Origin of the sequence: Methylobacterium sp. WL9 (assembly GCF_008040035.1) — a bacterium.
Taxonomy (GTDB): Bacteria; Pseudomonadota; Alphaproteobacteria; order Rhizobiales; family Beijerinckiaceae; genus Methylobacterium; species Methylobacterium thuringiense.
Genome location: NZ_VRVE01000068.1, coordinates 1 through 23,487, shown reverse-complemented (window position 1 = coordinate 23,487; position 23,487 = coordinate 1). Strand labels below are relative to the sequence as shown.

Annotated in this window: 22 protein-coding genes and 1 pseudogene; 10 read left to right on the top strand and 13 right to left on the bottom strand. The window is 68.0% G+C overall.

The features are described 5' to 3' along the window. Positions 1 to 255 precede the first annotated feature (255 nt). From FV217_RS17150 to FV217_RS17140, 3 genes are all read right to left on the bottom strand, one after another. Positions 256 to 1,752: an amino acid permease gene (locus tag FV217_RS17150; RefSeq protein WP_147818386.1), complete on the bottom strand. Its 1,497-nt coding sequence runs from the start codon at positions 1,750 to 1,752 to the stop codon at positions 256 to 258. Positions 1,753 to 1,880: 128 nt separating this feature from the next. After that, positions 1,881 to 2,639 carry a DJ-1/PfpI family protein gene (locus tag FV217_RS17145; RefSeq protein WP_187272613.1) on the bottom strand — a complete coding sequence of 253 codons (759 nt, stop codon included), beginning with the start codon at positions 2,637 to 2,639 and terminating at the stop codon, positions 1,881 to 1,883. Positions 2,640 to 2,656: 17 nt separating this feature from the next. Then, complete coding sequence (locus FV217_RS17140) at positions 2,657 to 3,646, bottom strand: alpha/beta hydrolase (RefSeq protein ID WP_147818385.1); 990 nt, start codon at positions 3,644 to 3,646, stop codon at positions 2,657 to 2,659. 157 nt (positions 3,647 to 3,803) lie between these two features. Here FV217_RS17140 and FV217_RS17135 point away from each other — a divergent pair, with 157 nt between their 5' ends. Further along, entirely contained in the window at positions 3,804 to 4,274 is a 471-nt protein-coding gene (locus FV217_RS17135) for an Hsp20 family protein (protein WP_147818384.1), read from the top strand. A 99-nt stretch (positions 4,275 to 4,373) separates the two neighbouring features. Here FV217_RS17135 and FV217_RS17130 read toward each other — a convergent pair whose 3' ends face one another. The 5 genes from FV217_RS17130 to tesB all read right to left on the bottom strand — a co-directional run bounded on the left by FV217_RS17130 (position 4,374) and on the right by tesB (position 9,668). Further along, on the bottom strand, positions 4,374 to 4,673 hold the full coding sequence (locus FV217_RS17130) for a hypothetical protein (RefSeq protein ID WP_147818383.1): 300 nt from the start codon (positions 4,671 to 4,673) through the stop codon (positions 4,374 to 4,376). Positions 4,674 to 4,807: 134 nt separating this feature from the next. Further along, a complete protein-coding gene (locus FV217_RS17125) occupies positions 4,808 to 6,085 on the bottom strand; it encodes an outer membrane beta-barrel protein (RefSeq protein WP_187272612.1) in 1,278 nt (425 codons plus the stop codon). A 360-nt stretch (positions 6,086 to 6,445) separates the two neighbouring features. Next, positions 6,446 to 7,942 (bottom strand): ammonium transporter, encoded by a 1,497-nt coding sequence (locus tag FV217_RS17120; protein WP_147818382.1) that lies wholly within the window; start codon positions 7,940 to 7,942, stop codon positions 6,446 to 6,448. A gap of 192 nt (positions 7,943 to 8,134) precedes the next feature. After that, positions 8,135 to 8,473 (bottom strand): P-II family nitrogen regulator, encoded by a 339-nt coding sequence (locus tag FV217_RS17115; RefSeq protein WP_147818381.1) that lies wholly within the window; start codon positions 8,471 to 8,473, stop codon positions 8,135 to 8,137. Between the two features lie 319 nt (positions 8,474 to 8,792). Continuing rightward, the gene (tesB, locus tag FV217_RS17110) at positions 8,793 to 9,668 is read right to left on the bottom strand and encodes an acyl-CoA thioesterase II (RefSeq protein WP_147818380.1); all 876 of its coding nucleotides are present in this window, start codon (positions 9,666 to 9,668) and stop codon (positions 8,793 to 8,795) included. Between the two features lie 154 nt (positions 9,669 to 9,822). Between tesB and FV217_RS17105 the strand changes: the two genes are divergently transcribed. After that, positions 9,823 to 11,088 carry an FAD-dependent monooxygenase gene (locus FV217_RS17105; protein ID WP_147818379.1) on the top strand — a complete coding sequence of 422 codons (1,266 nt, stop codon included), beginning with the start codon at positions 9,823 to 9,825 and terminating at the stop codon, positions 11,086 to 11,088. A 7-nt stretch (positions 11,089 to 11,095) separates the two neighbouring features. On the opposite strand, the gene FV217_RS17100 is transcribed toward FV217_RS17105, so the two are convergent. Further along, on the bottom strand, positions 11,096 to 11,821 hold the full coding sequence (locus FV217_RS17100; protein WP_147818378.1) for a YggS family pyridoxal phosphate-dependent enzyme: 726 nt from the start codon (positions 11,819 to 11,821) through the stop codon (positions 11,096 to 11,098). 193 nt (positions 11,822 to 12,014) lie between these two features. Between FV217_RS17100 and leuS the strand changes: the two genes are divergently transcribed. The 3 genes from leuS to FV217_RS17085 all read left to right on the top strand — a co-directional run bounded on the left by leuS (position 12,015) and on the right by FV217_RS17085 (position 15,884). Then, the gene (gene leuS, locus FV217_RS17095) at positions 12,015 to 14,600 is read left to right on the top strand and encodes a leucine--tRNA ligase (RefSeq protein ID WP_147818377.1); all 2,586 of its coding nucleotides are present in this window, start codon (positions 12,015 to 12,017) and stop codon (positions 14,598 to 14,600) included. A 121-nt stretch (positions 14,601 to 14,721) separates the two neighbouring features. Then, positions 14,722 to 15,285 (top strand): LPS assembly lipoprotein LptE, encoded by a 564-nt coding sequence (gene lptE, locus FV217_RS17090; RefSeq protein ID WP_147818376.1) that lies wholly within the window; start codon positions 14,722 to 14,724, stop codon positions 15,283 to 15,285. 131 nt (positions 15,286 to 15,416) lie between these two features. Then, positions 15,417 to 15,884 (top strand): YaiI/YqxD family protein, encoded by a 468-nt coding sequence (locus FV217_RS17085; RefSeq protein ID WP_147818375.1) that lies wholly within the window; start codon positions 15,417 to 15,419, stop codon positions 15,882 to 15,884. Positions 15,885 to 15,975: 91 nt separating this feature from the next. On the opposite strand, the gene FV217_RS17080 is transcribed toward FV217_RS17085, so the two are convergent. Then, on the bottom strand, positions 15,976 to 17,604 hold the full coding sequence (locus FV217_RS17080) for a LysM peptidoglycan-binding domain-containing protein (RefSeq protein ID WP_147818374.1): 1,629 nt from the start codon (positions 17,602 to 17,604) through the stop codon (positions 15,976 to 15,978). A 324-nt stretch (positions 17,605 to 17,928) separates the two neighbouring features. Here FV217_RS17080 and FV217_RS17075 point away from each other — a divergent pair, with 324 nt between their 5' ends. Next, entirely contained in the window at positions 17,929 to 18,531 is a 603-nt protein-coding gene (locus FV217_RS17075; protein WP_147818387.1) for a TIGR00730 family Rossman fold protein, read from the top strand. 43 nt (positions 18,532 to 18,574) lie between these two features. On the opposite strand, the gene FV217_RS22990 is transcribed toward FV217_RS17075, so the two are convergent. Both FV217_RS22990 and cysS read right to left on the bottom strand, forming a co-directional pair. Further along, the gene (locus tag FV217_RS22990) at positions 18,575 to 18,883 is read right to left on the bottom strand and encodes a hypothetical protein (protein ID WP_187272615.1); all 309 of its coding nucleotides are present in this window, start codon (positions 18,881 to 18,883) and stop codon (positions 18,575 to 18,577) included. Positions 18,884 to 18,986: 103 nt separating this feature from the next. After that, positions 18,987 to 20,369: a cysteine--tRNA ligase gene (cysS, locus tag FV217_RS17065; protein WP_147818372.1), complete on the bottom strand. Its 1,383-nt coding sequence runs from the start codon at positions 20,367 to 20,369 to the stop codon at positions 18,987 to 18,989. A 318-nt stretch (positions 20,370 to 20,687) separates the two neighbouring features. Between cysS and FV217_RS17060 the strand changes: the two genes are divergently transcribed. Both FV217_RS17060 and FV217_RS17055 read left to right on the top strand, forming a co-directional pair. Beyond that, positions 20,688 to 21,014, top strand: a complete 327-nt coding sequence (locus FV217_RS17060; protein ID WP_147818371.1) for a hypothetical protein — start codon at positions 20,688 to 20,690, stop codon at positions 21,012 to 21,014. 83 nt (positions 21,015 to 21,097) lie between these two features. Beyond that, the gene (locus FV217_RS17055) at positions 21,098 to 21,352 is read left to right on the top strand and encodes a type II toxin-antitoxin system Phd/YefM family antitoxin (protein WP_147818370.1); all 255 of its coding nucleotides are present in this window, start codon (positions 21,098 to 21,100) and stop codon (positions 21,350 to 21,352) included. 10 nt (positions 21,353 to 21,362) lie between these two features. On the opposite strand, the gene FV217_RS17050 is transcribed toward FV217_RS17055, so the two are convergent. Further along, positions 21,363 to 21,872, bottom strand: a complete 510-nt coding sequence (locus FV217_RS17050) for a CreA family protein (RefSeq protein WP_187272614.1) — start codon at positions 21,870 to 21,872, stop codon at positions 21,363 to 21,365. Positions 21,873 to 22,045: 173 nt separating this feature from the next. Here FV217_RS17050 and FV217_RS17045 point away from each other — a divergent pair, with 173 nt between their 5' ends. After that, on the top strand, positions 22,046 to 23,044 hold the full coding sequence (locus FV217_RS17045; protein ID WP_147818368.1) for a DUF2865 domain-containing protein: 999 nt from the start codon (positions 22,046 to 22,048) through the stop codon (positions 23,042 to 23,044). Positions 23,045 to 23,272: 228 nt separating this feature from the next. Then, positions 23,273 to 23,487, top strand: a pseudogene (locus FV217_RS17040) (flagellar motor protein MotB); the annotation flags it as partial.

Genomic DNA, 23,487 nt, shown 5'->3' with positions numbered 1-23,487 from the left:
CCCCCCCCCCCCCCCCTTGTCTTTCCCCCCCCTACGCGCCCCTCTCCGCGGCCCGCTTGCCGCGGGGGCGCCCCCCTGCTTCCCCCCCCCCGGCGGCGCGCCCCCGGATCAGCGTGGTGTGAACGCGTTCATGCCGTTCCCGCTCGATCAGTTTGGGCGATCGTGGAGAACGGCCCAGCCGTCATTGCGAGGCGAAGCCGAAGCAATACCAGGGCCAACGCTCCGACGTCGGCATGTCGGCCCTGGAGTGCTTCTTCACGGCGCCATCGCCGTCGGCGCGTCTGGCCCCTCTTCGCGGCCGACGCGGCTGTTGCGGCGGCTCCAGGCGAAATAGATCACGATGCCGATCGCCATCCAGATGATCAGGCGCAGCCAGGTCTCGCCGTCGAGCGAGACCATCATCGCGGCGCAGAACAGGATGCCGAGGATCGGCACGAACGGCACCAGCGGGGTGCGGTACTCGCGCTTCGCGTCGGGCTGGGTGCGGCGCAGGATGATCACGCCGAGGCAGACCAGGATGAAGGCGAGCAGCGTACCGATCGAGGTCATGTGGCCGAGTTGGCTGATCGGCAGGAAGCCGCCGAGCGCCCCGGTGAACACCATGAAGAACATGTTGGAGCGGTAGGGCGTCTTCCACTTCGGATGGATCGCCGAGAAGAAGCCCGGCAGCAGCCGGTCCTTGCTCATGGTGTAGAACACCCGGCTCTGGCCCATCAGCAGCACCAGGATTACGGTGGAGAAGCCGCAGATCACGCCGAAGGTGACGAGGCCGCGCAGCCATGGGAACGGCGTCTGCGCGATGGCGGTGTCCACCGGTGCGGCGTCGCCGCGCAGGGCGTCGTAATGGACGAGGCCGGTGAGGACGCCGGCGAAGGCGATGTAGAGCGCGGTGCAGATGGCCAGCGATCCGAGGATGCCGATCATCATGTTGCGCTGGGGATTTTTTGCTTCTTGCGCCGCGGTGGAGACGGCGTCGAACCCGACATAGGCGAAGAACACCACGCCCGCCGCGCGCATCACGCCCGAGATGCCGTACTCGCCGAAGGTGCCGGTGTTCGGCGGCAGGAAGGGGTCGTAGTTCTGCGCCTTGATGTAGAACAGGCCGACGCCTGTCACGACCAGCACGACGGCGATCTTGACCATGACGATGGCGCCGTTGACCCGGGCCGATTCCCGGATGCCGACGATCAGCAGGGCCGAGGCCGCCACGATGATGAAGATCGCCGGCAGGTTCACGATGCCGTGCGCCATCGAACCGTCGGCGAGCTTGTAGGTCTCGAAGGGCGAGTTCACGAAGGCGCCGGGCAGGTTGATGCCGAGCGTGTCGCGCAGGAAGCGGGTGACGTAGCGCGACCAGCTCACCGACACGGTGGCGGCGCCGACCGCGTATTCGAGTACGAGGTCCCAGCCGATGATCCAGGCGACGAACTCGCCCATGGTGGCGTAGCTGTAGGTGTAGGCCGAACCGGCCACCGGGATCATGCCGGCGAGCTCCGAGTAGCACATGCCGGCGAAGGCGCAGCCGATGGCGGCGATGGCGAAGGAGATCACCACGGCCGGGCCGGCATGCTCGGCGGCGGCGATGCCGGTCAAAGAGAACAGGCCGGCACCGATGACCGCGCCGATGCCGAGTCCGATCAGGCTCCAGGGCCCCAGCGTCCGTTCGAGCGAGTTCTCGCCCTCCTCCGCGTCCTTGTTGAGCCGTTCGAGCGATTTGATGCGGAACAGATCGCCTGCAATACCTGCCGCCATGTGCGCTTCCTCCGGCCGCAGCCGTGATCCCGATAGGTACGATCAAGCGTTGAAAACGCTGATCGTGCAAGGGTCTCCGGGGCGCCCGCGTGCGATCCGCCGGCTGTCCTCACCGGTAGAATCGTCCCTCAGCGACGTCCGGTGGCAGCCTTCTGCGAACCCTCCGCCAACGCCTTCAGGATTTCGCCGGCCGCCCGCGTGATCTCGAGGCCGGCCTCCGTCGGCGTACCGGCTTGAAAGGGTGGCTGCGGCGCATATTCCGCGACGAGTTGTGCGGTCTTCGCGAAAACCTCGCCCTTCAACCGGGCGGCGAGTGCCAGGGCGAAGTCGAGCCCGGCGGAGATGCCGGCGGCGGTGACGCGGTTGCGGTCGAACACCACGCGCTTATCGACGGGCGTCGCGCCGAGGAGCGGCAGCACGGTGTCGCGCACACACCAATGCGAGGTGGCGCGGTAGCCGTCGAGGAGGCCCGCGGCCCCGAGGATCAGAGAGCCGGTGCAGACGCTCGTGATCCAGGCAGCGCGCGCGGCACGGTCGCGGAGGAAGGCGAGGGTGTCGGCGTCGCGCATCTGCGCCGGCGTGCCGTCGCCGCCGGGCACGAACAGCACCGTGACGTCGCGCGGGCAGGTGGCGAAGTCGTGCGTGGCGACGATCGCGAGACCGGTGTCGCTCTCCACGGGACCGATATCCTTCGCGACGAGATGAAGGTTGCCGCCGGCCAGGCCCGCGAGCAGCTCCTGCGGGCCCACCACGTCGAGCGCGGTCATGCCGGGATAGAGCAGCATGGCGATCGAGGTCGCCTCGGCGCCCGAATCCGAGCGCGCAGACGTCGGCCGGGAGAGCAGAGTCGCGGCCAAGGCCGACACCGTGAAGTCGCGCCGGTCCATGGTCCCTCCGCGCGCCGTCAGGCCGGCTCGGATACGGAGCGGCGAGAGCCGGCGCTCTCGACCCGGGTGTGCCCGGGGATGAAGGCGTCGAAGGCGGCCCAGAAATCTGCCCGGATCGCGTCGGTCTCGGTCAGGATCTCGTGGCGCGAGCCCGGCAGCACGATGAGGTGTCCGGCGCGCAACCGCCCGGCGAAGCGCTCGGTGGCGGGCAGACCGCAGACCGGGTCGGCCCCCGCCCCCACCACCAGCACCGGCATGTCGATGCGCGGGGCGACGCGCAGATCGCGCAGGCGGCGCATGGCGCGGAAAGCCGAGGCGAGCCAAGCGATGGTCGGATCGCCGACCGCTCCCGCGCCGACTTCGGCGGCCGCCGCCGCGTTGCGGGCATAGCGTACCGGATCACCCGAGAGCCGGTTCCCCTTGAAGGGTTTCGTGGCAATCGAGACGGCGCTGCCGAACGGGATATAGGCCTTGCCGAGCCCCAGGCGGTGCAGGCTCCGCGACAGCAGTGAGGCGGCGAGCGGATACTTCACCATCCGGATCGAGAGCATCGGTGCGACCGTCACCAACCGCTCGAAGGGCAGCCAGCCTTCCAGCGCCCCGGTAAAGGCGATGGCGCCGCCCATGGAGTGAGCGAGGCCGAAATGCGGCTCGGGGGTCGAGGGCACCAGCACCGTCTCGGCCACCGCCGCCATATCGAGGCGGTAATCGTCGAAGCGGGCGACATGCCCCTTGTGCGCATCCTCGACCTGTCGCGAAGACTCGCCCTGGCCGCGCCAGTCGAAGGCGACGACGTGGAAGCCGCGCCGGCGCAACTCGCCGATCGGCTCGTAGTATTTTTCGATGAACTCGGCCCGGCCCTGCAGCAGGCAGACCGTGCCCTTCTCGGTGCGGGTCAACGGACGCCAGTAGGCGGCACGCAGCGTCAGGCCGTCGGCCGTCCTGACGGGCACCAGCGTCGCGCCGGGCGGAACCGGGTTTCCGGGCGTGGGCTTGAGCGTCAGCATCGTCGAATGGAACCTTGCCGAGAGCGTCTGCGAAACATCTTGAAGCCGTCGAAAACCGTCCCGATATCAGTCTAGCGCCGGCCGATACGGCGGCGCAGCGGTCCGGCCTTCGGGCGGACCGGCACAGTCTACATGTTGCTCATCGAGAGGATATGTCATGCGTCAGTACGACCTCGCCCCGCTCTATCGCTCCACCGTCGGCTTCGACCGGCTGTTTGCCGCCCTCGACGGTTTCGTCAGCGCCGAGCAGGCCCCCACCTATCCGCCCTACAACATCGAGCGCACCGCCGAGAACGCCTATCGCGTCACCGTCGCGGTCGCCGGTTTTACCGAGTCCGATCTCTCGATCGAGACCCGCGAGAGCACGCTGACCATCAAGGGCGAGCGCAAGCCCGTGGAGGGCAAGGCGGAGGTTCTGCATCAGGGCATCGCCGCCCGGGCCTTCGAACGTCGCTTCCAGCTCGCCGACTACGTCCAAGTCACCGGCGCCTCGCTGGAGCACGGGCTGCTCCATGTCGATCTCGTCCGCGAGATCCCGGAGGCGAAGAAGCCCCGGCGGATCCAGATCGCCGGAAGTGCTCCTGCGAGCCAGCCGACGATCGAGGGCTCGGTCCAGCAGGCGGCATAAGCGGCCGGGCTTTCAGCCCCCTCGACAGACGAGCGCCTCGGTCGATCGACCGGGGCGCTTTCGGATCGTGGGCGCTCCCTGCCAAAACGTCCAAAAGACTCAAAAATCACCGAAGCGGTCGCCGCGGCCCGGCTCGTAACAGGTGTAGCCGACGAAGCATTGCGGTGTGTCGCGGGCCGGGACGAAGGCCCGCTTGCCCGCCTCTGTCGGCTCGCAGAAGCTGCGGTCGCGCACGAACCGGTCGTAGGTTTGCCCGCCGGTGCCGAGTACGACGCCGCCCTCTCGCAGGACAACGCCGCGCGCCTGGGCGCAGGTCATCGTGGTGGTGGTGGGCCGTGCGGCGGCAGCGGCGACGCAGGCTACCAGGATCACCGCCGAGAGGCCGGTGGAGCGGATCATGATACCGGTCTTTCCTCCGGCGTCCTGCGACGCCGCAACCGGACAAGTCCGCGACCGCCCGATGGTGCCGGCGACGACGAAAAAAGGCCCCGGATCGCTCCGGGGCCTTTCGTCGCGCGGGATGTCGTATGGGATCAGAAGGTGATGCCCGTCTCGATCATGTAGCGCTCTTGCGTCGTCCGGTTGCCGGTACGGCCAAAGCCCGTGCCGAGGGTGCCGGCGAGCACGTTGCCGCGCTGGATGTCCTGCAGATCCACGAAGGAGTACTCGCCGCGGATGAAGAAGCGGTCGAAGGTGAAGGTCGGCGTGACCGTGTACGAGAAGGCCGAGCTGCCCGGGCCGTAGAGCAGGTTGGTCTGCGGGACTGCGCTCAGGCGATTGCCGTCCTGCTGGATGTACTCGAAGCGGCCGCCGAGCGAGAACCAGTCGGTGAACGCGTAGGCGCCGAGGATCGCCGCGCCGAAGGTCGAGGCGCTGGTCGGAATGCCGAGGCCGACGTCGCCTGAGACGTCGGTGTACTGGAGGTAGGGCGTGATGGTCCACGGACCGTTGGCGTAGGTGTAGTTCACGCTGACGATGCTGCTGTTCTGCAGGTTCAGGGGCGTCGCGTAGCTGAACTGCGAACCGCGGCCGGCATTGTTGAACTTGGAGAAGTTCGTGCCGCCGTTGACGCCGATCGTGTTGGCATCGTCGATCTTGTAGGTGATGAGACCGGTGACCCAGTTCAACTCACCCGAGAAGAAGCCGTCGGTGACCGCCAGCGAAGCCGCCCACGGGCCGCTCGCGTAGTTCACCTGAACGCCCTGGTTGACGAAGTTCTCCTGGTTGAACAGCAGGCCGCGCGAGATGTTGATGTTCTGGAAGGTGAACAGCAGCTCGGTGCCGATGTTCGTGAACATCCGGCCGCCCTGGAACGACCATTCGTCGTTGATCTGGTACTTGCCGTAGGCGATCGGCACGGGTCCGAACAGGGCGCTGTTCTGGTCGTAGGACTGGAACACCGGCAGGCCGAGCGTCGGGATCGAATAGAGGCCGGCCGCCACGAAGAATTGGAACGGACCGTCGGCCTTCTGGATGAACAGCATCGCGTTGCTGGCGTCGAGACGCTGGTTCCGGTCCGGGTCCGTGTTGACCGGGGTCAGCGCCGCGTTGAAGGGGTTCGAGAAGCTGTAGGCCATGGCCGAGAAGGCGCCGCCCAGGTAGAGGTCGCCGATCGGCGAGGCCCAGCAGGACGAGGTCGCAGGGGCCTTGATGGTGGGGCCGTAGCCCGGCGTCGAGATCGCAGCCTTGCAGTGCTCCTCGACCAGGATCGGCGCGGCGGCCTTGGAGGGCAGATCGGCCGCGAAAGCGGAACCGGCGGCGAGCAGTGCAAGCGTCGCTACGGATCCCCGCAGCACCAGTTTGGAAGACATCGATCGAGCCCCTTGTTTCTTTCTATGGTCAAGGTTGCCGAAAGCGTCCTGCACCGCAAAAGGAAGTTTCGAGCAATTGCCTAGCAAATAGGCAAATTCAGCCCAAGTGCCCCAGTCGCTCAGAGTTGTTGCCTTTGCGCAACATTTCTGTTGCCGTCTCGTCACGCGATCGCTCGGTCTACGGTGCGAATGGGTTCATCATTTCTTAATCGGTCGGCAAATCGAGCCGTTTCGTTCGTGTATTGCCCTGATCTTCGAATCGCATGCCCTGTTTGTCGGCGCGCAAGATCGTGTCGCAAACGAAAAGACCCCGGCGCATGGCGCCGGGGTCTTCAATCCAGATACGACGATTCGTCTGGATCAGTAGTTGTAGGCGCGCTCGCCGTGGTCGGCAATGTCGAGGCCCTCGCGCTCCTCGTCTTCCTTCACGCGCAGGCCGATGGTGAGATCGACGAGCTTGTAGAGGATGGCGGAGCCGATGCCCGACCAGAGGACGGTCAGGCCGACGGCCTCGGCCTGCACGATGAACTGGCTCATCATGTCGTAGGCGCCGACGACGAGTTCACCGGGCTTGGTGGTGTAGTCGGGGATGCCTGCGCCGCCGAGCTTCGGATCGACCAGGATGCCGGTCGCCAGAGCACCGAGGATGCCGCCGACGCCGTGGACACCGAAGACGTCCAGGGAGTCGTCGTAGCCGAGGGCGTTCTTGACCGTCGAGCACATCACGAAGCAGACGCCGCCTGCGACGAAGCCGAGGACGATCGATCCCATCGGCCCCGCGAAACCCGCGGCCGGAGTGACGGCCACGAGACCGGCAATGGCGCCCGAGAGCATGCCGAGCAGCGACGGCTTGCCCTTGAGGGCCCATTCCACGAACAGCCAGGCCACCGCCGCCGCCGCCGTGGCGACGAAGGTGTTGATCATCGCGAGGCCGGCATTGCCGTTCGACTCGAGGTTGGAGCCGGCGTTGAAGCCGAACCAGCCGACCCAGAGCAGCGAGGCGCCGATCGTGGTCATGGTCAGGGAGTGCGGGGCGAGCAGGTCACGGCCGTAGCCGATGCGCTTGCCGAGCATCAGGCAGCCGACGAAGCCGGCGATGCCCGCGTTGATGTGCACCACCGTGCCGCCGGCGAAGTCGAGGGCGCCCTTCTTGAAGAGGAAGCCCGCATCGGCGTTGACCGCGTCCAGAGCCGCCTGGGCGCTGGCCTTGGAGGCGTCGTCGGTGGCAGCTGCGAGCGCCTTGGCGGCGTTGCCGACCAGATCCGGGCCGCCCCAGTACCAGACCATGTGCGCCATCGGGAAGTAGATGAGCGTGATCCAGAGGATCATGAACACCATGAGCGCCGAGAACTTCATCCGCTCGGCGAAGGCGCCGACGATGAGAGCCGGTGTGATCATCGCGAACGTCATCTGGAAGCAGATGTAGACGTATTCGGGGATCACGACGCCGTTCGAGAAGGTCGCGACGGTGGTGGTCGCATCGACACCCTTGAGGAAGGCCTTGGAGAAGCCGCCGACGAAGTCGTTGAGGCCGCCGCCGTTGGTGAAGGCGAGGCTGTAGCCGTAGAACACCCACAGCAGGCCGGCGATGCAGACGATGGCGAAGACCTGCGTCAGCACCGAGAGCATGTTCTTGGTGCGCACGAGGCCGCCGTAGAACAGGGCCAGGCCCGGCACGCTCATCATCAGCACGAGGGCGGCCGAGATCAGCATCCAGGCAGTGTCGCCCTTGTTGGGCACGGGTGCCGGCGGCGCGGTGGCCGCGGCGACGGCGTCCTGCGCGAGCGAAGGCTCGGCGAGGAGAAGGCCGGCGGCGGCTCCTCCCAGTCCGAGCGCAAGAAGGGTACGAAGTTTCATGGACACGAGGCTCCCGATCGCACTGCGATTCTGATGGAAGGAGGAGGCGCGGTGGTCCGGCCGGGCCGGATCGCCAATTCTTTCAAGGACTGGAGCGCTTTCCGGCCAAGTGGGCACCGGTTGGTCGAAGGAGAGCGCGTCGCAACAGAGGTTTAGAGCGGTCGGCCCGATGCGATCGGGTCGGAGAGAGCTCTAGAGGGCGTCCGCGTCGGTCTCGCCGGTGCGGATGCGGATGGCCTTCTCCAGCGGCATGACGAAGATCTTGCCATCGCCGATCTGACCGGTGCGGGCGGCACCCGCGATGGTGTCGATGACGTTGGTGACGAGATCCGCGGCGACCGCGACCTCGATCTTGAGCTTCGGCAGGAAGCTGACGGCGTATTCGGCACCGCGGTAGATCTCGGTATGGCCCTTCTGGCGGCCGTAGCCCTTGACCTCGGTCACGGTGAGGCCGTGCACGCCGATGCCGGTCAGGGCGTCGCGGACCTCCTCCAACTTGAACGGCTTGATGATCGCCATCACGATTTTCATGGGCGGCGCCCCCTGGGTTCGCTCGATGTGCCGCCGGTCGCCTTCTTCGTCACTGGGACGGCTTTAGGTCCGGCGGTTCCGCAGGGCTCGGAATGAACCTGCGACCGGCCCGCACTATTCAAGGACTATGCCAGTCGGAACTTTTTCGGATTTTGCTCCCGTGCCCAGAAACTGAGCCGGGCCTGACTCTCGGTTGGGCACAGCAAACGCTCAAGCTGCGTAAAAATTAGGCTAATGGCTTAACGCTGCGGCAGATCAGGCTGGCAACACAGCCCCACGATGGAAACGCTCAAGAATCTATCGCTTTCAGCGCGAGCCTTCAGCGACCACGCCGACGGATGAGCCCTTCCTGGGCGACCGACGCGACAAGCTGTCCATCCCGCGAAAAAATCGCGCCTCGGGCGAAGCCGAGCGCACCCGATGTGCTCGGGCTGTCCTGCGCATAGAGCAGCCACTCGTCGGCCTTCACCGGGCGGTGGAACCAGAGGGCGTGGTCGAGGCTCGCCGACTGGATCTCGGGATCGAACACGGTGCGGCCGTGGGCGATCAGCGTCGAATCGAGCAGCGTCATGTCCGAGGCGTAGGCGAGGACGGCCCGGTGGATCGCCGGATCGTCCGGCAGGGTGTCGGCCGCCCGCATCCAGACGTGGAAGCGCGGCGCACGCGGCGCCCGGCTGAGATAGCGCTCGATCTCGACGGGCCTGAGCTGGATCGGCCATTTCTGGGTGAAGTAGGCAAACTTCAGGGGCGGTACGATGATCGCGTCCTGCTCGCGGCCCTCGGCGACGAAGCTGCCGGCATCGGCGAGGTCCTCCGGCGGCGGTACGTCCGGCATCGCGGTCGCGTGGTCGAAGCCTGCTTCTTCGCCGTGGAAGGACACCGACATCGCGAAGATCGCGCGGCCATGCTGGATCGCCTTGACCCGACGGGTGGTGAAGCTGCCGCCGTCGCGGATGCGCTCGACCTCGTAGTCGATCGGCACCGCCGGATCGCCGCCGAGCAGGAAATAGGCATGCAGCGAATGAGGCGGGCGCGCCTCGCTCACCGTACGCGAGGCCGCCACCAGCGCCTGCGCCACCACCTGCCCGCCGAAAACCCGCGGCCAGCCGTTCTTCTGGCAGGTGCCGCGAAACAGATCGGTCTCAAGACATTCGAGATCGAGGATGTCGAGGAGTTCGCGGACGGCGGCTGTCATGGTCTCCCGGGGGCGGATGCGGGTCGCGATATAGCGCACGAGGACTGGTGCCGGCCATGTCGCGCATTCATGCCTGCGACGCCGGGCGGATTGCCGGGAATGATAGGGAGTGCCACTTCATTCCGAAGTCGCGACAATGGGCTGGGAGAGCAGCATGAGCAGTGCGAAGAATCGCGCGGGCAGCCGCAGCCTGCTCGTGGCCGGCGCCGGCATTCCCGGCCTGACCCTCGCCATCGCCCTGAAGCAGGCGAACGGCCCGGCCCTCGACGTCACGGTTTGCGATCCCGGCCTGTCCGTCGGCGCTGCGCGTCATCGCGGCCGCGCCTTCGCCGTGGCGGCCGGCCCGCGCCGGATGTTCGAACGGCTCGGCCTGTGGGAGCGGATCGCACCGGCAGCCGAGCCCATCCGCGACATGGTCATCACCGACAGCCGCCTCGGCGACCCGGTGCGCCCGACATTCTTGACGTTCGCGCAGCGAAGCGCGGAGGAGGAGAGCCGGGGCGAACCCTTCGCCCACATGGTCGAGGCGGAGCCGCTGGTCGCCGTGCTGCTGGGCGCCGCCGAGGAGGTCGGCGTCACGTTCGAGCCGACGGGCATCGCCGACGCCGTGCCGGAGGGCGCGCGCATCCGCGCGACGCTCGGCGACAGGCGCGAACTCGCTGCGTCTCTCGTCGTCGCGGCGGACGGGGCGCGCTCGCGCCTGCGCGAGGCCGCCGGCATCGGCTGGGTCGGCTGGTCCTATCCGCAATCGGGCATCGTCGCGACGATCACGCACGAACGCGACCACGAGGGCCGCGCGTACGAGCACTTCCTGCCGAGCGGCCCCTTCGCGATCCTGCCGCTGCCGTCGTGCGACGGCCGGCACCGCTCTTCGATCGTGTGGACCGAGCGGCAGGCCGACGTTCCGGCGCTCCTCGGCGGCAGCGCGGAGGACACGCTGGCGGAGATCGAGCGCCGGTTCGGCTTGAGCCTCGGCCATATCGCCCTGGAGGACGGACCGAGCGCCCATACCCTGAGCTTCGGTATCGCCCGCAGCTTTTTCGGGGATCGCCTCGCGCTGCTGGGCGATGCCGCCCACGTCATCCACCCGGTCGCCGGCCAGGGGCTCAATCTCGGTTTTTCGGACGCCGCCGCCCTGGCCGAGACCGTGACGGAAGCCCTGCGGCTCGGCACGGACCCCGGCGCGCCGGAGGTGCTGCGGGCCTACGAGCGCGCCCGCCGCTTCGACACCGTGGCGATGGCCGCGGCTACCGACGGCCTCAACCGCCTCTTCTCGAACGACGCCCTGCCGGTGCGCCTCGCCCGTGATCTCGGCCTCGGCCTCGTCGACCGGCTGCCGGGCCTCAAGCGCTTCTTCATCGGCGAGGCCTCGGCAATCCGCGGTGCCCAACCGCGGCTGCTGCGCGGCGAGGCGCTCTGAAGGACGATCAGGCCTTTTTGGCCCGCGCCCCAAAAATCGCGGTGCCGACGCGGATATGCGTCGCGCCCATCTGGATCGCGGCCGGATAGTCCGCGCTCATGCCCATCGACAGGATCGGCAGGCGGTGCTTGTCGGCGATGCGGGCCAGCAGCGCGAAATGCGGTGAGGGCGGCTCGTCGAAGGGTGGAATGCACATCAACCCCTGCACAACGAGGCCGTGCGTGTCGCGGCACTCGGCCAGCAGGGTGTCGACCGCGTCCGGCGCGACGCCGGCCTTCTGCTCCTCGCCGCCCGTGTTGACCTGGATCAGCAGCCGCGGCTGGCGCCCCACCCGCTCGCTCTCCTTACTGATCGCCGCGGCGAGCGAGAGCCGGTCGAGGGAGTGGATCACGTCGAACAGCTCGACGGCCTCGCGCGCCTTGTTCGATTGCAGCGGCCCGACGAAGTGCAGCTCGACATCCGGAAAGCGCTCGCGCAAGGCTGGCCACTTGGCCTTCGCCTCCTGCACGTAATTTTCGCCGAAAAGCCGCTGCCCGGCTTCCAAGGCCGGCAGGATCACCTCGGCGGGCGCCGTCTTCGAGATCGCGACGAGGTGGATGTCCTGCGGATCCCGCTCGCTGTCCTCGGCGGCCCGGGCGATCAGCGCACGCACCTCGGCGAGGCCCGCCGCGACGTCGGCTTCGCCGAGCGGCGGTTTTTCGTCGGGCACGGCGGGAATCCAGGGGTCCGTCATGGGGTCTCGGGTTTCTTGGTCGGGTCTCGGGGCGACGCTGCTCGCCTTACCCTCCCGGAACGCGGGCCGGGAGCCCTGGGGTCCGGGCGCCTGGACGAAAGTCGGAGAAAGCCGATCCGTTGACGCCTCGCGCCGCGGATATGCTAGTGCCGCCGCTCGCTTTCTTCCTCCGGATCTCGCGGCGTCCCGGCCCATGACCAGCACCCCCGACCGCGCCATCGAGCGCTACAATGCCAAGGATGCCGAGCCGCGCTGGCAGCAGGCCTGGGACGCGGCGCGCCTGTTCGAGACGCAGAACGAGGATCCGCGCCCGAAATACTACGTGCTCGAGATGTTCCCCTACCCATCGGGGCGCATCCATGTCGGACATGTGCGCAACTACGCGATGGGCGACGTGGTGGCGCGCTACAAGCGGGCGCGCGGCTTCAACGTGCTGCACCCGATGGGCTGGGACGCCTTCGGCCTGCCGGCCGAGAACGCGGCGATGGAGCGGAAGGTCAACCCGCGCGAGTGGACCTATGCCAACATCGCCACGATGAAGAAGCAGCTGCAATCGATGGGCCTGTCCCTCGACTGGAGCCGCGAGATCGCCACCTGCGATCCCGACTACTATCGCCACCAGCAGCGCCTGTTTCTCGACTTCCTCGAGAAAGGCCTCGTCACCCGCCGCACGGCGAAGGTGAACTGGGACCCGGTCGACCACACCGTGCTCGCCAACGAGCAGGTCATCGACGGTCGCGGCTGGCGCTCGGGCGCGCTGGTGGAGCAGCGCGAGCTGACCCAGTGGTTCTTTCGGATTTCCGACTTCGCCGAGGATCTGCTGAGCGCCCTCGACGGGCTCGACCGCTGGCCGGAGAAGGTCCGGGTCATGCAGAAGAACTGGATCGGCCGCTCGGAGGGGCTGGAGGTCCGGTTTTCGTTGTCGTCCGCCCCTGCGGGCGCGGCCGAGGCGGTGACGGTGTTCACGACCCGGCCCGACACGCTCTTCGGCGCGCGCTTCCTCGCCATCGCCGCCGACCATCCGCTGGCGGCGACACTCGCGGCGGATCGGCCCGACCTGCAGACCTTCATCGAGGAATGCCGACGGCTGGGCACGGCGCAGGCCGCGATCGACACCGCCGAAAAGCTCGGTTTCGACACCGGGCTGACCGTGCGGCACCCGCTCGACCCGAGCTGGACCCTGCCGGTCTACATCGCGAATTTCGTGCTGATGGAGTACGGCACCGGCGCGGTCTTCGGCTGCCCGGCGCACGACCAGCGCGACTTGGACTTCGCCAACAAGTACGGCCTCGGCAACACGCCGGTGGTCTGCCCCGAGGGGCAGGACCCTGCGACGTTCACGATCACCGACACCGCCTATGACGGCGACGGCCGGATGATCAACTCGGCGTTCCTCGACGGCATGACCACCGACGCGGCTTTTTCCGCCGTCGCCACCCGCCTCGAAGCCGAGGGCGTGGCCGAGACAAAGATCCAGTTCCGGCTGCGCGACTGGGGCGTATCGCGCCAGCGCTACTGGGGCTGCCCGATCCCGATCATCCATTGCGACGCCTGCGGCCCGGTGCCAGTCCCCGTCGCCGACCTGCCGGTGAAGCTGCCGGACGCGGTCTCGTTCGATATCCCCGGCAACCCGCTGGAGCGCGACCACGCCTGGCGCAACGTGCCGTGCCCCAAATGCGGGGCGGCGGCGCGGCGCGAGACCGACACCATGGACACCTTCGTCGACTCGTCCTGGTACTACGCCCGCTTCACCGCGCCCTGGCTGCAGGACGCGCCGACGGACCGGGGTGCGGTCGATCACTGGCTCGCCGTCGACCAATATATCGGCGGCGTCGAGCACGCGATCCTGCATCTGCTCTACTCGCGCTTCTTCATGCGGGCGATGCGCGAGACCGGCTGGTCCGGCGTCTCCGAGCCGTTTGCGGGGTTGTTCACGCAGGGGATGGTCGTCCACGAGACCTACAAGGACGCGGCCGGTGCCTGGGTGCCGCCGGCCGAGATCCGCCTCGACAACGAGGGCGGCACGCGTCGCGCCTTCCACGTCGGCACTGGGGCCGAGATCGCCATCGGCCCCATCGAAAAGATGTCGAAGTCGAAGAAGAACGTCGTCGACCCCGACGACATCATCGCGAGCTACGGCGCCGACACCGCCCGCTGGTTCGTGCTCTCCGACTCGCCCCCCGAGCGCGACGTGATCTGGACCGAGGAGGGCGTGCAGGGCGCCGCGCGCTTCGTGCAGCGCATCTGGCGCCTCGTAAACCTCGCAGCCCACACCGACGGGCAGACGCAAGGCGCCGACGCCCCATTGCGCAAGGCAGCCCACAAGGCGCTGGCCGCGGTGGAGGAGGACGTCGAGCGGCTGCGCTTCAACCGCTGCGTCGCCCATGTCTACACCCTGGTCAACGCCCTCGACGAGGCTTTGCGCGCCGGCAGCACCCGCAAGGTGGCCGCCGAGGCTGCAGGAATCCTGGTGCAGCTGATCGCGCCGATGATGCCGCATCTCGCGGAAGAATGCTGGACCGCCCTCGGCCGCGATGGGCTCGTCGCCGACGCGCCCTGGCCTGCGGTCGAACGGGCGCTCTTGGTCGAGGACGAGATCACCCTGCCGGTGCAGATCAACGGCAAGAAGCGCGCGGACGTCACCGTCCCGAGCGGGGCCGACAAGGCGGCCGTCGAGGCCGCAGTGCTGGCCGACGAGGCGGTGCAGCGGGCCCTCGAAGGACGGTCTCCGAAGAAGGTGATCGTCGTGCCGGGGCGTATCGTGAACCTCGTGGTGTGAAGCCGCGGCTTCACCCCACTCTCGCCGCAGACGAAGCGTAAACCCCGTCATGGCAGGCTGATGACCGGACGCGGCGCTTGCCGTACAAGCTTGAGCATACGAGTCGGGGCGACCACGGACGATGATGCGGTTCGGGACACGAGAGGCGGCTTCCCGCACGATGCGGCTCGCCCTGGCGGCCAGCCTCGCGCTGAGCGTCTCGGCCTGTTTCCGACCGCTCTACGGGCCCACGGCCTCGGGCGAATCGATGCAGGTGGCGCTCGCCTCGGTGCAGATCGACGACGTCATCATGGCGCAGGATCAGGATCGCCTCGGGCATTATCTGCGCAGCGAGTTGATCTTCGGCCTCGACGGGTCGGGCCAGAACGCGACGCCGAAACGCTATCGGCTGAAGTTGCGCGGCAGCGAGTCGGTGACGACGCCGATCGTCTCCTCGACCACGGCGCGCGCTGAAGCCGGCACCATCATCGGAACCATCAACTTCTCGCTGGAAAACCTCGACGGCACCAAGGTCGTCACCGAGGGCGTCGCCACCTCGACCGCGACCTACGATCGCTCGATCCAGCGCTTCGCCAGCTTGCGCGCGGCACGCGACGCCGAAATCCGGCTCGCCAAGGTGCTGGCCGACCAGATCAAGACCCGCATCGCCTCCGTGCTGGCGGTGATCAAGCCTTCGGGCTCTTAAGTTCTTTCGAAGCGTTACGCATCACCGCTCCGACCGACGCATGTCGGCAAGCGCGACTGCGCGCCGCCGCTGATGAGGCGGACGGTCGTCGAGGCGCTAGCCGCGACGACCACTGAGGAAAAAGGCGTCCCATGCCCGACGCGATCACGATCTACGTCGACGCAGATGCCTGTCCGGTGAAGGACGAGACATTTCGCGTGGCGGCGCGGTACGGGCTCCACGTCATCGTCGTCGCCAACAGTTTCATGAACCTGCCGCGCGAGCCCTGGATCGAGCGCGTCGTCGTGAGCGACGGTTTCGACGCTGCCGACGACTGGATCGCCGAACGGGCCGACGCGGCCTCCGTCGTCATCACCAACGACGTGCCGCTGGCGAGCCGTTGCGTGAAGGCGGGCGCCGTCGCCATCGCACCGAACGGCAAGGCCTTCACGGACTCGTCCGTCGGCATGGCGCTGGCGACCCGTAACCTGATGCAGGACCTACGCGAGGCCGGTGCGATCACGGGCGGCCCGAAGCCTTTCTCTCCGAAGGACCGCTCGGCCTTCCTCGGAGCGCTCGATCGGGCGATCGTCAGGCTGCGACGCGAGCGGGGACTATGACATCGCGTTAGGACGGCCGGCGTTCGGGATCTGCGGAAGGCTTGATGGCGGCGCCGTGATCGCTTCCGTCTGCACGGGATCGACGCCTGCCTCAGCCCCGGTTCGCACCTTGCCGGTCGGAAGCCGGTGCGTCCTTCGGCATGACGAAGATCTGGCCCGGATAGATCAGGTTCGGGTCTCGGATCTGGTTGCGGTTGGCATCGTAGATCACGGTGTAGCGCTTGCCGTCGCCGTAGCTGCGCCGGCTGATCTGCCACAGGTTGTCGCCGCGGGTGATCTTTGCCGTGTCGATCTCCGGCACGAACACCGTGGCCGGCGGATCGCCCGGCGTGGGCGCGACGGCCGCCGCCATGTCCGGTCTCTGCGGCTGTGTCGGCAGTTGCTTGGCAGGAGGCGGTGATGCGCCGAGCGGGCTCTGCCTGGGGGCCGAGGTCCCGGCTCCCGGCAGCTTCGGCGACACCGCTTCCGCCGTGCGCTTGTCCGTCTCCGCCGAGAGCATCGCGGCGTTCGATCCCGCCACGCCAGCGGCCGCGTGCGGTTCCGCCGAGGAGGGAGGGGATGCAGCCGATTCGGGGGAACGCGCCGGCTGGGTCTCGGGCTTCGTCGGCGTGCTCGACGCCTCCTTCGAAGCCGTCCTGACCGGGTGCCTTGCCGCCTCCTTGGCGGCGAGCTGGCTTGGGAAGGTGAAGCCGACCTGCGCGCGCTGGCCGACCTTGCCGGACGTGTCGTCGACCTGATCGATGCGGATCTGGTAGCCGCCGGGCTTCACGCCGCGACCGATGGTGAAGGCTATACGACCGTCGGCGCCTGAGCGCCCAGACGCGACGAGCGTGTCGTTGAGGTAGAGGCGCAAGGAGGTCCAGGCTGCCCCCTGCCCCGAAACGAACAGCCGCCCGCCATCCTGCGCATCGACGCTGACGATCTTGACCGGTGTGGATTCGGCCATGGGGGCGGCAGGTTTGCCCCCTGCCGCCGACAGGGCCGCCTCGCGTCGCGGCGGCGTCCCGCCGGCTGGGGCAGGTTTGCCGGGATCCTTGCCCTGTTCGCTCCCCGCATCCCTGGCCGCCTCGGCCGACTTCGGCACGGCAGGGCTCGGCATCGAAAGAACGCGAGTCGGCTTGTCGGGCTCGCTAACGGCGACGAGGGGCTGCGCTTTCCTGTCCCTGTCGATCACTACCACGGCGCTCGCCCGGCCCTCCGTGGTCTTGCCGTCGGGGGTGGTGCTGCGAAGGGTCAGCTCGCTGTTGCCGGGGGGCAGAGTCAGGCTGTCGATGGCGAACTGGCCGGACTCGTCGGCCGTGGCGCGGGCGACCGTCTTGTTGTCGCGCAGCAGCTCCACCGACGCCTTCGGCGCACCGCGGCCCGCGAGTACCGCATCGCCGGAAGGCTCGACGCGAAGGATATCGAGGCTGGGCGTCCTCGCTTCATCCGCCCGCCCCGTTTCCGCTTGCAGCACGCCTCCGGGACCGGCAAGAGGCTTCTTGTTTGGTTCGATGGCGGCTTGGTCACCGGTGTTCGGGCGGGGCTTTTCCGCGTTCGCTTCGGAGCCCGCCTTGCCCTGCGGCAGGTCGGCGGCCGGCCGCGAGGTCTCACCGGTGACGGCGGAGCCCCGGACGCGTTTCAGGAGGTCTCCGGTGCCGAAGAGCGCCGCCACCACGGCCAGCCCGACCGCCGCGCCGATGCCGGCCAGCGCCAGGCCCCGTCCCAAACCCGCCGTCATGGCGTCGTACTCCTCAACGTCCGGCCGAAGCGATGCCGCGCCCCCTCGCGGGCTTGTCGACAACCCGTCTAGATCTCATGACATATCACTGAACATGACGGGAACACCAAGGCGCAGCTGCGGCCCGGGCGGCGAATACCGAGTGTAGGACCGGGCCATCCCGGTTCTTCGCCGGCTCGAGCAGGCTGCGAAAAAGTGGCAACGGGCTTTCGCGCGAAGCCTGCTCTCAACTTTTGAATCGATCACGCTGCGTTTTGATCGATTCGATCAAAACGCAGCGTGATCTAGGATTTGCGAATGTCGCGTAACGCGGGGGGAGGCGGGATCGTGCACCTGAGTTCGGTTTGCGTCTATTGCGGGTCAGGCTTCGGCGGCGATCCGGCGTTCAAGGAAGCCGCAGTGACGGTCGGTCGAGGGCTGGCCAAGGCCGGCATCGGACTCGTCTACGGTGGTGGCAATGTCGGGCTGATGGGCACCGTGGCCCATGCCGCCCTGCAGTCCGGCGGCCACGTCACCGGCATCATCCCGGACTTCCTGAAATCGCGCGAGCGCATGCTCGACGAGATCCAGGAGACGGTGGTCGTCGGTGATATGCACACACGCAAGAAGCTGATGTTCGATCGCGCCGACGCCTTCGTGGCGATGCCCGGCGGCATCGGGACGCTCGAAGAACTCATCGAGCAGATGACCTGGGCCCAGCTCGGCCAGCACGCCAAGCCGATCCTGCTGCTCTCGATCAACGGTTTCTGGGACCCGCTGCTGACGCTGCTCGACCACATGCGCGGCCACGGTTTCCTGCGGCCTGGGCTCGACCCGGCCTTCCTCGTCGCGACCGATGCGGCGGACGTGGTGGGGATGCTGCAGGATGCGGCGGCGCGGCGGGAGCCCTCCCCCGAGGGAGAGAACTTGGTCAAGGAGCGGATGTAGGGGGAGCCGGGCGCCCCGGATATCTTCGAGGCGCCCGCGTCGTTCAGAAAAAGTCGCGCCGGCCACGGCCGTAGTGACCGCCTCCGAAGCCGCGGCCCCGGCCGTAGCCGAACCCATCGTGGTGGTGATGATGGCCGCCGAAGCGCCGGCCGTAGCCGTATCCACCACCGCCGCCATAGCCACGGTAACCACGACCGCGGCCATACCCGCCGCCACCGTAGCCGCCGTAACCGTACTGAACCGACTCGATCAGGCTGCCTGCGTCCGATGTGGCCGTCACGCCGATCGGCGCGGCCGATGCGGGAGCTGCCAGCACCAGTCCGGCTGCGACGACACCGGCCGCGAACGTCATGGATTTGATCAAAGGACTTCTCCTCGGGCGCGCCGCGGAAAGCCCCGGCGCGAAGTCGGGGCTAGCAGGAGCAACCTGAACGCCGGCCGTTGCCGCCTCGCGGCTACGTGATCACGCTCCAAGTGGTCGTCCCGTCCTTGTTGTCCTTCACCGCGACGCCCATCGCGGCCAAGGCATCCCGCACCCGGTCGGACGCCGCCCAATCCCTGGCGGCACGGGCGGCCCGGCGGTCTTCGATCAGCGCCTCGACGGCGGCGACGTCGATCCCGGCGGCCTGGACGCTCGCCTCGGCACGCCCGCTCCGGGTCTGCCCGAGCAAGCCCAGCAGACCCGCGCCGGCCTTGAGCCGTGCGGGCTCGTCCAGCCGGTGCAGCTCGGCCAGCGCCGCAGCCGTGTTGAGGTCGTCGAGGAGCGGTCCCAGCACCGCGGGCGGCACGTCATGCGCCGGCGAAACATCGCCGACGAGGCCGTACCAGCGCTCCAGCGTCCGGTTCGCCTCCTCGAGCCCACGCAGCGTCCAATCGATCGGCTGGCGATAATGCGTCTTCAGCATCGCCAGCCGCACGACCTCACCCGGCCAGTCGGCCAGGACCTCGCGGATGGTGATGAAGTTGCCGAGGGACTTCGACATCTTCTCTCCCTCCACCTGGAGAAAGCCGTTGTGCAGCCAGACATTGGCCATCACGTCGGTGCCGAAGCAGCAGCGCGATTGCGCCACCTCGTTCTCGTGATGCGGAAAGATCAGGTCGATGCCGCCGGCATGGATGTCGAAAGTCTTGCCGAGATGCTTCCACGACATCGCGGAGCACTCGATGTGCCAGCCGGGACGGCCCGGTGCAGCAATGCCCGAGGGTGAGGGCCAGGACGGCTCGCCCGGCTTCGAGGGCTTCCACAGCACGAAGTCGAGGGGCGAGCGCTTGTAGGGCGCGACCTCGACGCGGGCTCCCGCCTCCATCTCGTCAAGGGGCCGCCGCGAGAGGCCGCCGTAATCCGGCATCGAGGGCACGTCGAACAGCACGTGGTCGGCGGCGACGTAGGCGTGACCGGCCGCGACCAGCCCCTCGATCAGCGTGACCATCTCGACGATGTGGTCGGTGGCGCGGGGCTCGATGAAGCGCGGGCGCTCGCCCGCGACGTTCACGTCGTCGGGCATCAGCACGCCCAGATCGCGCACGTCCGCGTGAAAGGCCGCGAGCGTCTCGTCGGTCAGCTCGCGGATGGTGATGCCGCGGAGCGCCGCGCGGGCGTTGATCTTGTCGTCCACGTCCGTGACGTTGCGGGCGTAGGTGACGTGGGCGTCGCCGTAGAGGTGGCGTAGCAGCCGAAACAACAGGTCGAAGACGATGATCGGCCGCGCGTTGCCAATATGGGCCGCGTCGTAGACCGTGGGGCCGCAGGCATAGACGCGCACATGCGTCGGATCGATCGGCGTGAACGCCGCCTTCTCGCGCGTCAGCGTGTTGTAGAGCCGCAACGTCGGCGTCATCAGAGTCCATCCCGCTCGGAGCCGCCCGTCCCGCGCCGCCTGCGCCGGTCCTGGCCCCTATCCCGTTGTGCCGTGGCCGCTTTCGCGAGGAACCTCACCCGGCCCCGCCGCCCCTGCCACCGTCCCGCCCCATTGCCCGACGGCGCTGTGGCGCATGGGCGACGGTCGCGGCCGCCTGCATCCGCTACCCCAAAACGGTGATCGATTCGAGAACGACCCCGCCGATCGCTCGACGACGAGCTGTTGCGGCAAGGGTTTGTTTACCGAGCCGTTCGAACACTCCGCAATCGCGCGAAACCGATTCACGAGGTCCCGACCATGCGCCTTCAGGCCGCCGCCGTCTTCGCTCTCGCCCTGGTCTCCGCCGCCGCGACCCAGGCCACCGCCGCCGAGACCGCTGCCGTCCCGCATGTCGAAAAGGCCTTCCTGATCCCGGCCAACGAGGGCTACGGCACCGGCGAGTGCCTCACCGGCGGCAACAGCGAATGCGGTCAGGTCGTCGCCAACGCCTGGTGCGAGTCGCAAGGGTTCGCCTCCGCCACCTCCTACGGCGTCGCCGCTCAGGACGAATACACCGGCGCCATCGACATCACCCCCGTCCGCAAGGCCGCCGAGCGCCCGATCCGCATCACCTGCCAGGATTGATTTTTTTGGGGTTGTTCGGCTTCCGGCTGACGTTCGGTGTCTAGGATTGTAGTATCGGCCTCTCGACTTTGGGGGCCGATACCATGAAGCGCATCGGCATCATGGCCTTTCGCGAAGCCCTCGACATCCATCTCGATCGCGTCGAGACTGAGGGCAGCGAGTTGGTGATCACCCGCCGCGGATGCCCCGATCTCGTGATCCTGCCGCGATCCGAGCTCGAAGGCCTCAAAACGACTCGACGGATTCTCGAATCGCCGGTGGACGCGGAGCGCCTCCGAAGGTCGATCGCGGAGCTCGATGCTGGTCTTGGCCAGCAGCATGACGTCATCGAGCCTTGAGTCGGAAGAATCACCCCTTCGCGAAGTCCCCGCACTTCTGCGAGGCTTCCGTGCCCCACGGCATCAGCGGCACGGCGGAAGTCGAGTTCTTCGGTGAGCCCTGCACCACGCGGTCCGAATAGACCATGTAGATCAGCGTGTTGCGCTTCGCGTCGCAGCCGCGCACGATCTGCATGGACTTGAAGATCAGCGAGCGGCGCTCGCTGAACACCACCTCGCCCTGCTTGAACTTCTCCTTGAACACCACCGGCCCGGTCTGTCGGCAGGCGAGCGAGATGTCGGAGACGTCCTCGGCCAGCCCGAGGGTGCCCTTGATGCCGCCCTTCTCGGGCTGGGTGTACCAGCAGGCGACGCCGCTCACGGCAGGGTCGTCGATGCCGTAGACCACGAGCTTGTCGTTCGGCGTCAGCGGCCGCCAGACCGTGGACTTGTCGAAGATCCGGTCGGGATCCTCCGCCCGCGCCGGCACCGTCGCGCCAGCCAGCACCATCGCCCCAAGCAAGGCCATCCCGCACCGCATGGTGCCCGTTCGCCACATCATCGCACCATTCCCCTCCAAACTCGGCCGTGAGGATGTGGTGTGTCTGTCGCCGCCGCGCGAGGGGGGCTATCCTGTCTGGCAGTCGACACGGTCGCGCCCCGATTCACACGAGCCGGACATCGCCCTCCCGTGACACGCATCGCGTTTTTCCCATGCCGCTGATCGCCCCGACCCTTCGCCGACGCGCCGCCGCCGCCGCGATGGGCGCGCTCGCGCTCGGCACGGTCCTGCCGGCCTCTGCGAACCCGTTCGCGTGCCAGCGCTACAAGGCCGAACTCGCGAGCCTGAACGACAACGGCGCCACGCGACGCGCCCTGCAGAGCGAGATCGGCCGGCTCGAATCCTATTTCCGCTCGCTCAACTGCGAGGGCGGCAAGTTCCTGTTCTTCGATACGCGCCCGCCCCAATGCGGCGCGGTCGAGCAGCGCATTCGCGCGCTGAATGCCGGCTACGGTGCGCAGAACGGCGAGGTCGTCGCGGCCCGCCGCCGCCAGTTGCTCGCGGCGATCGGAACCGCCTGCACGGATCCGACCCTGCCGGCCGACGGCGATCCGGTCTCGCAGACGGCGCGCGGCGGCGGAAAGGTGATCTGCGTCAAGACCTGCGACGGCTCGTATTTCCCGATGAACAACCTGCCGGACGGGCGCGGCGGGGCGGACGAGATGTGCCAGGCACTCTGCCCGGGCACCGAGGCCGTCGCCTATTCGATGCCGAACAGCGACGAGGGCCTGCGCTCGGCCGCCACCATCAAGGGCAGCCGCGCCTATGCGGCTCTGAAGACCGCCTTCAAGTTCCGGACGCAGTTCGAACCGAACTGCTCCTGCAAGCGCGAGGGCCAGAGCTGGGCGCAGTCGCTCGCAAAGGCCGAGAGCATGCTGGTCCGGCACAAGGGCGACATCTTCGTGACCCCGATGCAGGCCGAGCGCCTGTCGCGGCCGCCCAAGGTGCGCCTGACCCTCGTCGGCCGGGCCGACAAGACTGCCGCCGAGCTCGCCGCAGACGCGGCCAGCCGCACCGGAACCGACACCACGGCCACCGCCGGTCCGGTCGATGCGGCTCTGGCCGTGGCCAAGGCGAACCAGGACCGCACGAACGTGCGCGTGATCGAGCCGTCGATGATCCCGGTTCCGGCGCGCGGCGGCACGCCCTGAGGTCTGTTTTCGGATCGGCTCCGGGCTTTCGAACAGCTTGTCCTGCCGCACCCGTCAGCTGGCCGCCAAGTCTCTGACCCGGCAGGCTTTCGTCGGCCTGCGACGCGATGCGCCGGCGGCGTGGCCGCCCCTGCTGCAATTTGACGCCTTCGAATTCGGAACCATATCGCACGGACGCCGTTCGGAAGCCCCGATCGGGTTTCCACAACTTTGGACGAAGGTGACTGAATGCGGATGACCCGCTCGCTGCTTCTGACCGGCACGATCCTGCCGGCGTTGATCCTGGCCGCGCCGGCCTGGGCACGCTCCGTCGACGACTCGCCATCCGCACGGATGGAGATGGCGCAGCTCGGCGAAGATGGCCCCCCCGGACGTGGCGGCGGTGGCGCCGGACCGCGTGGCGCTGGCGGCGAGCGCGGCGGCGGATTGGAGCGTGGTGGCGG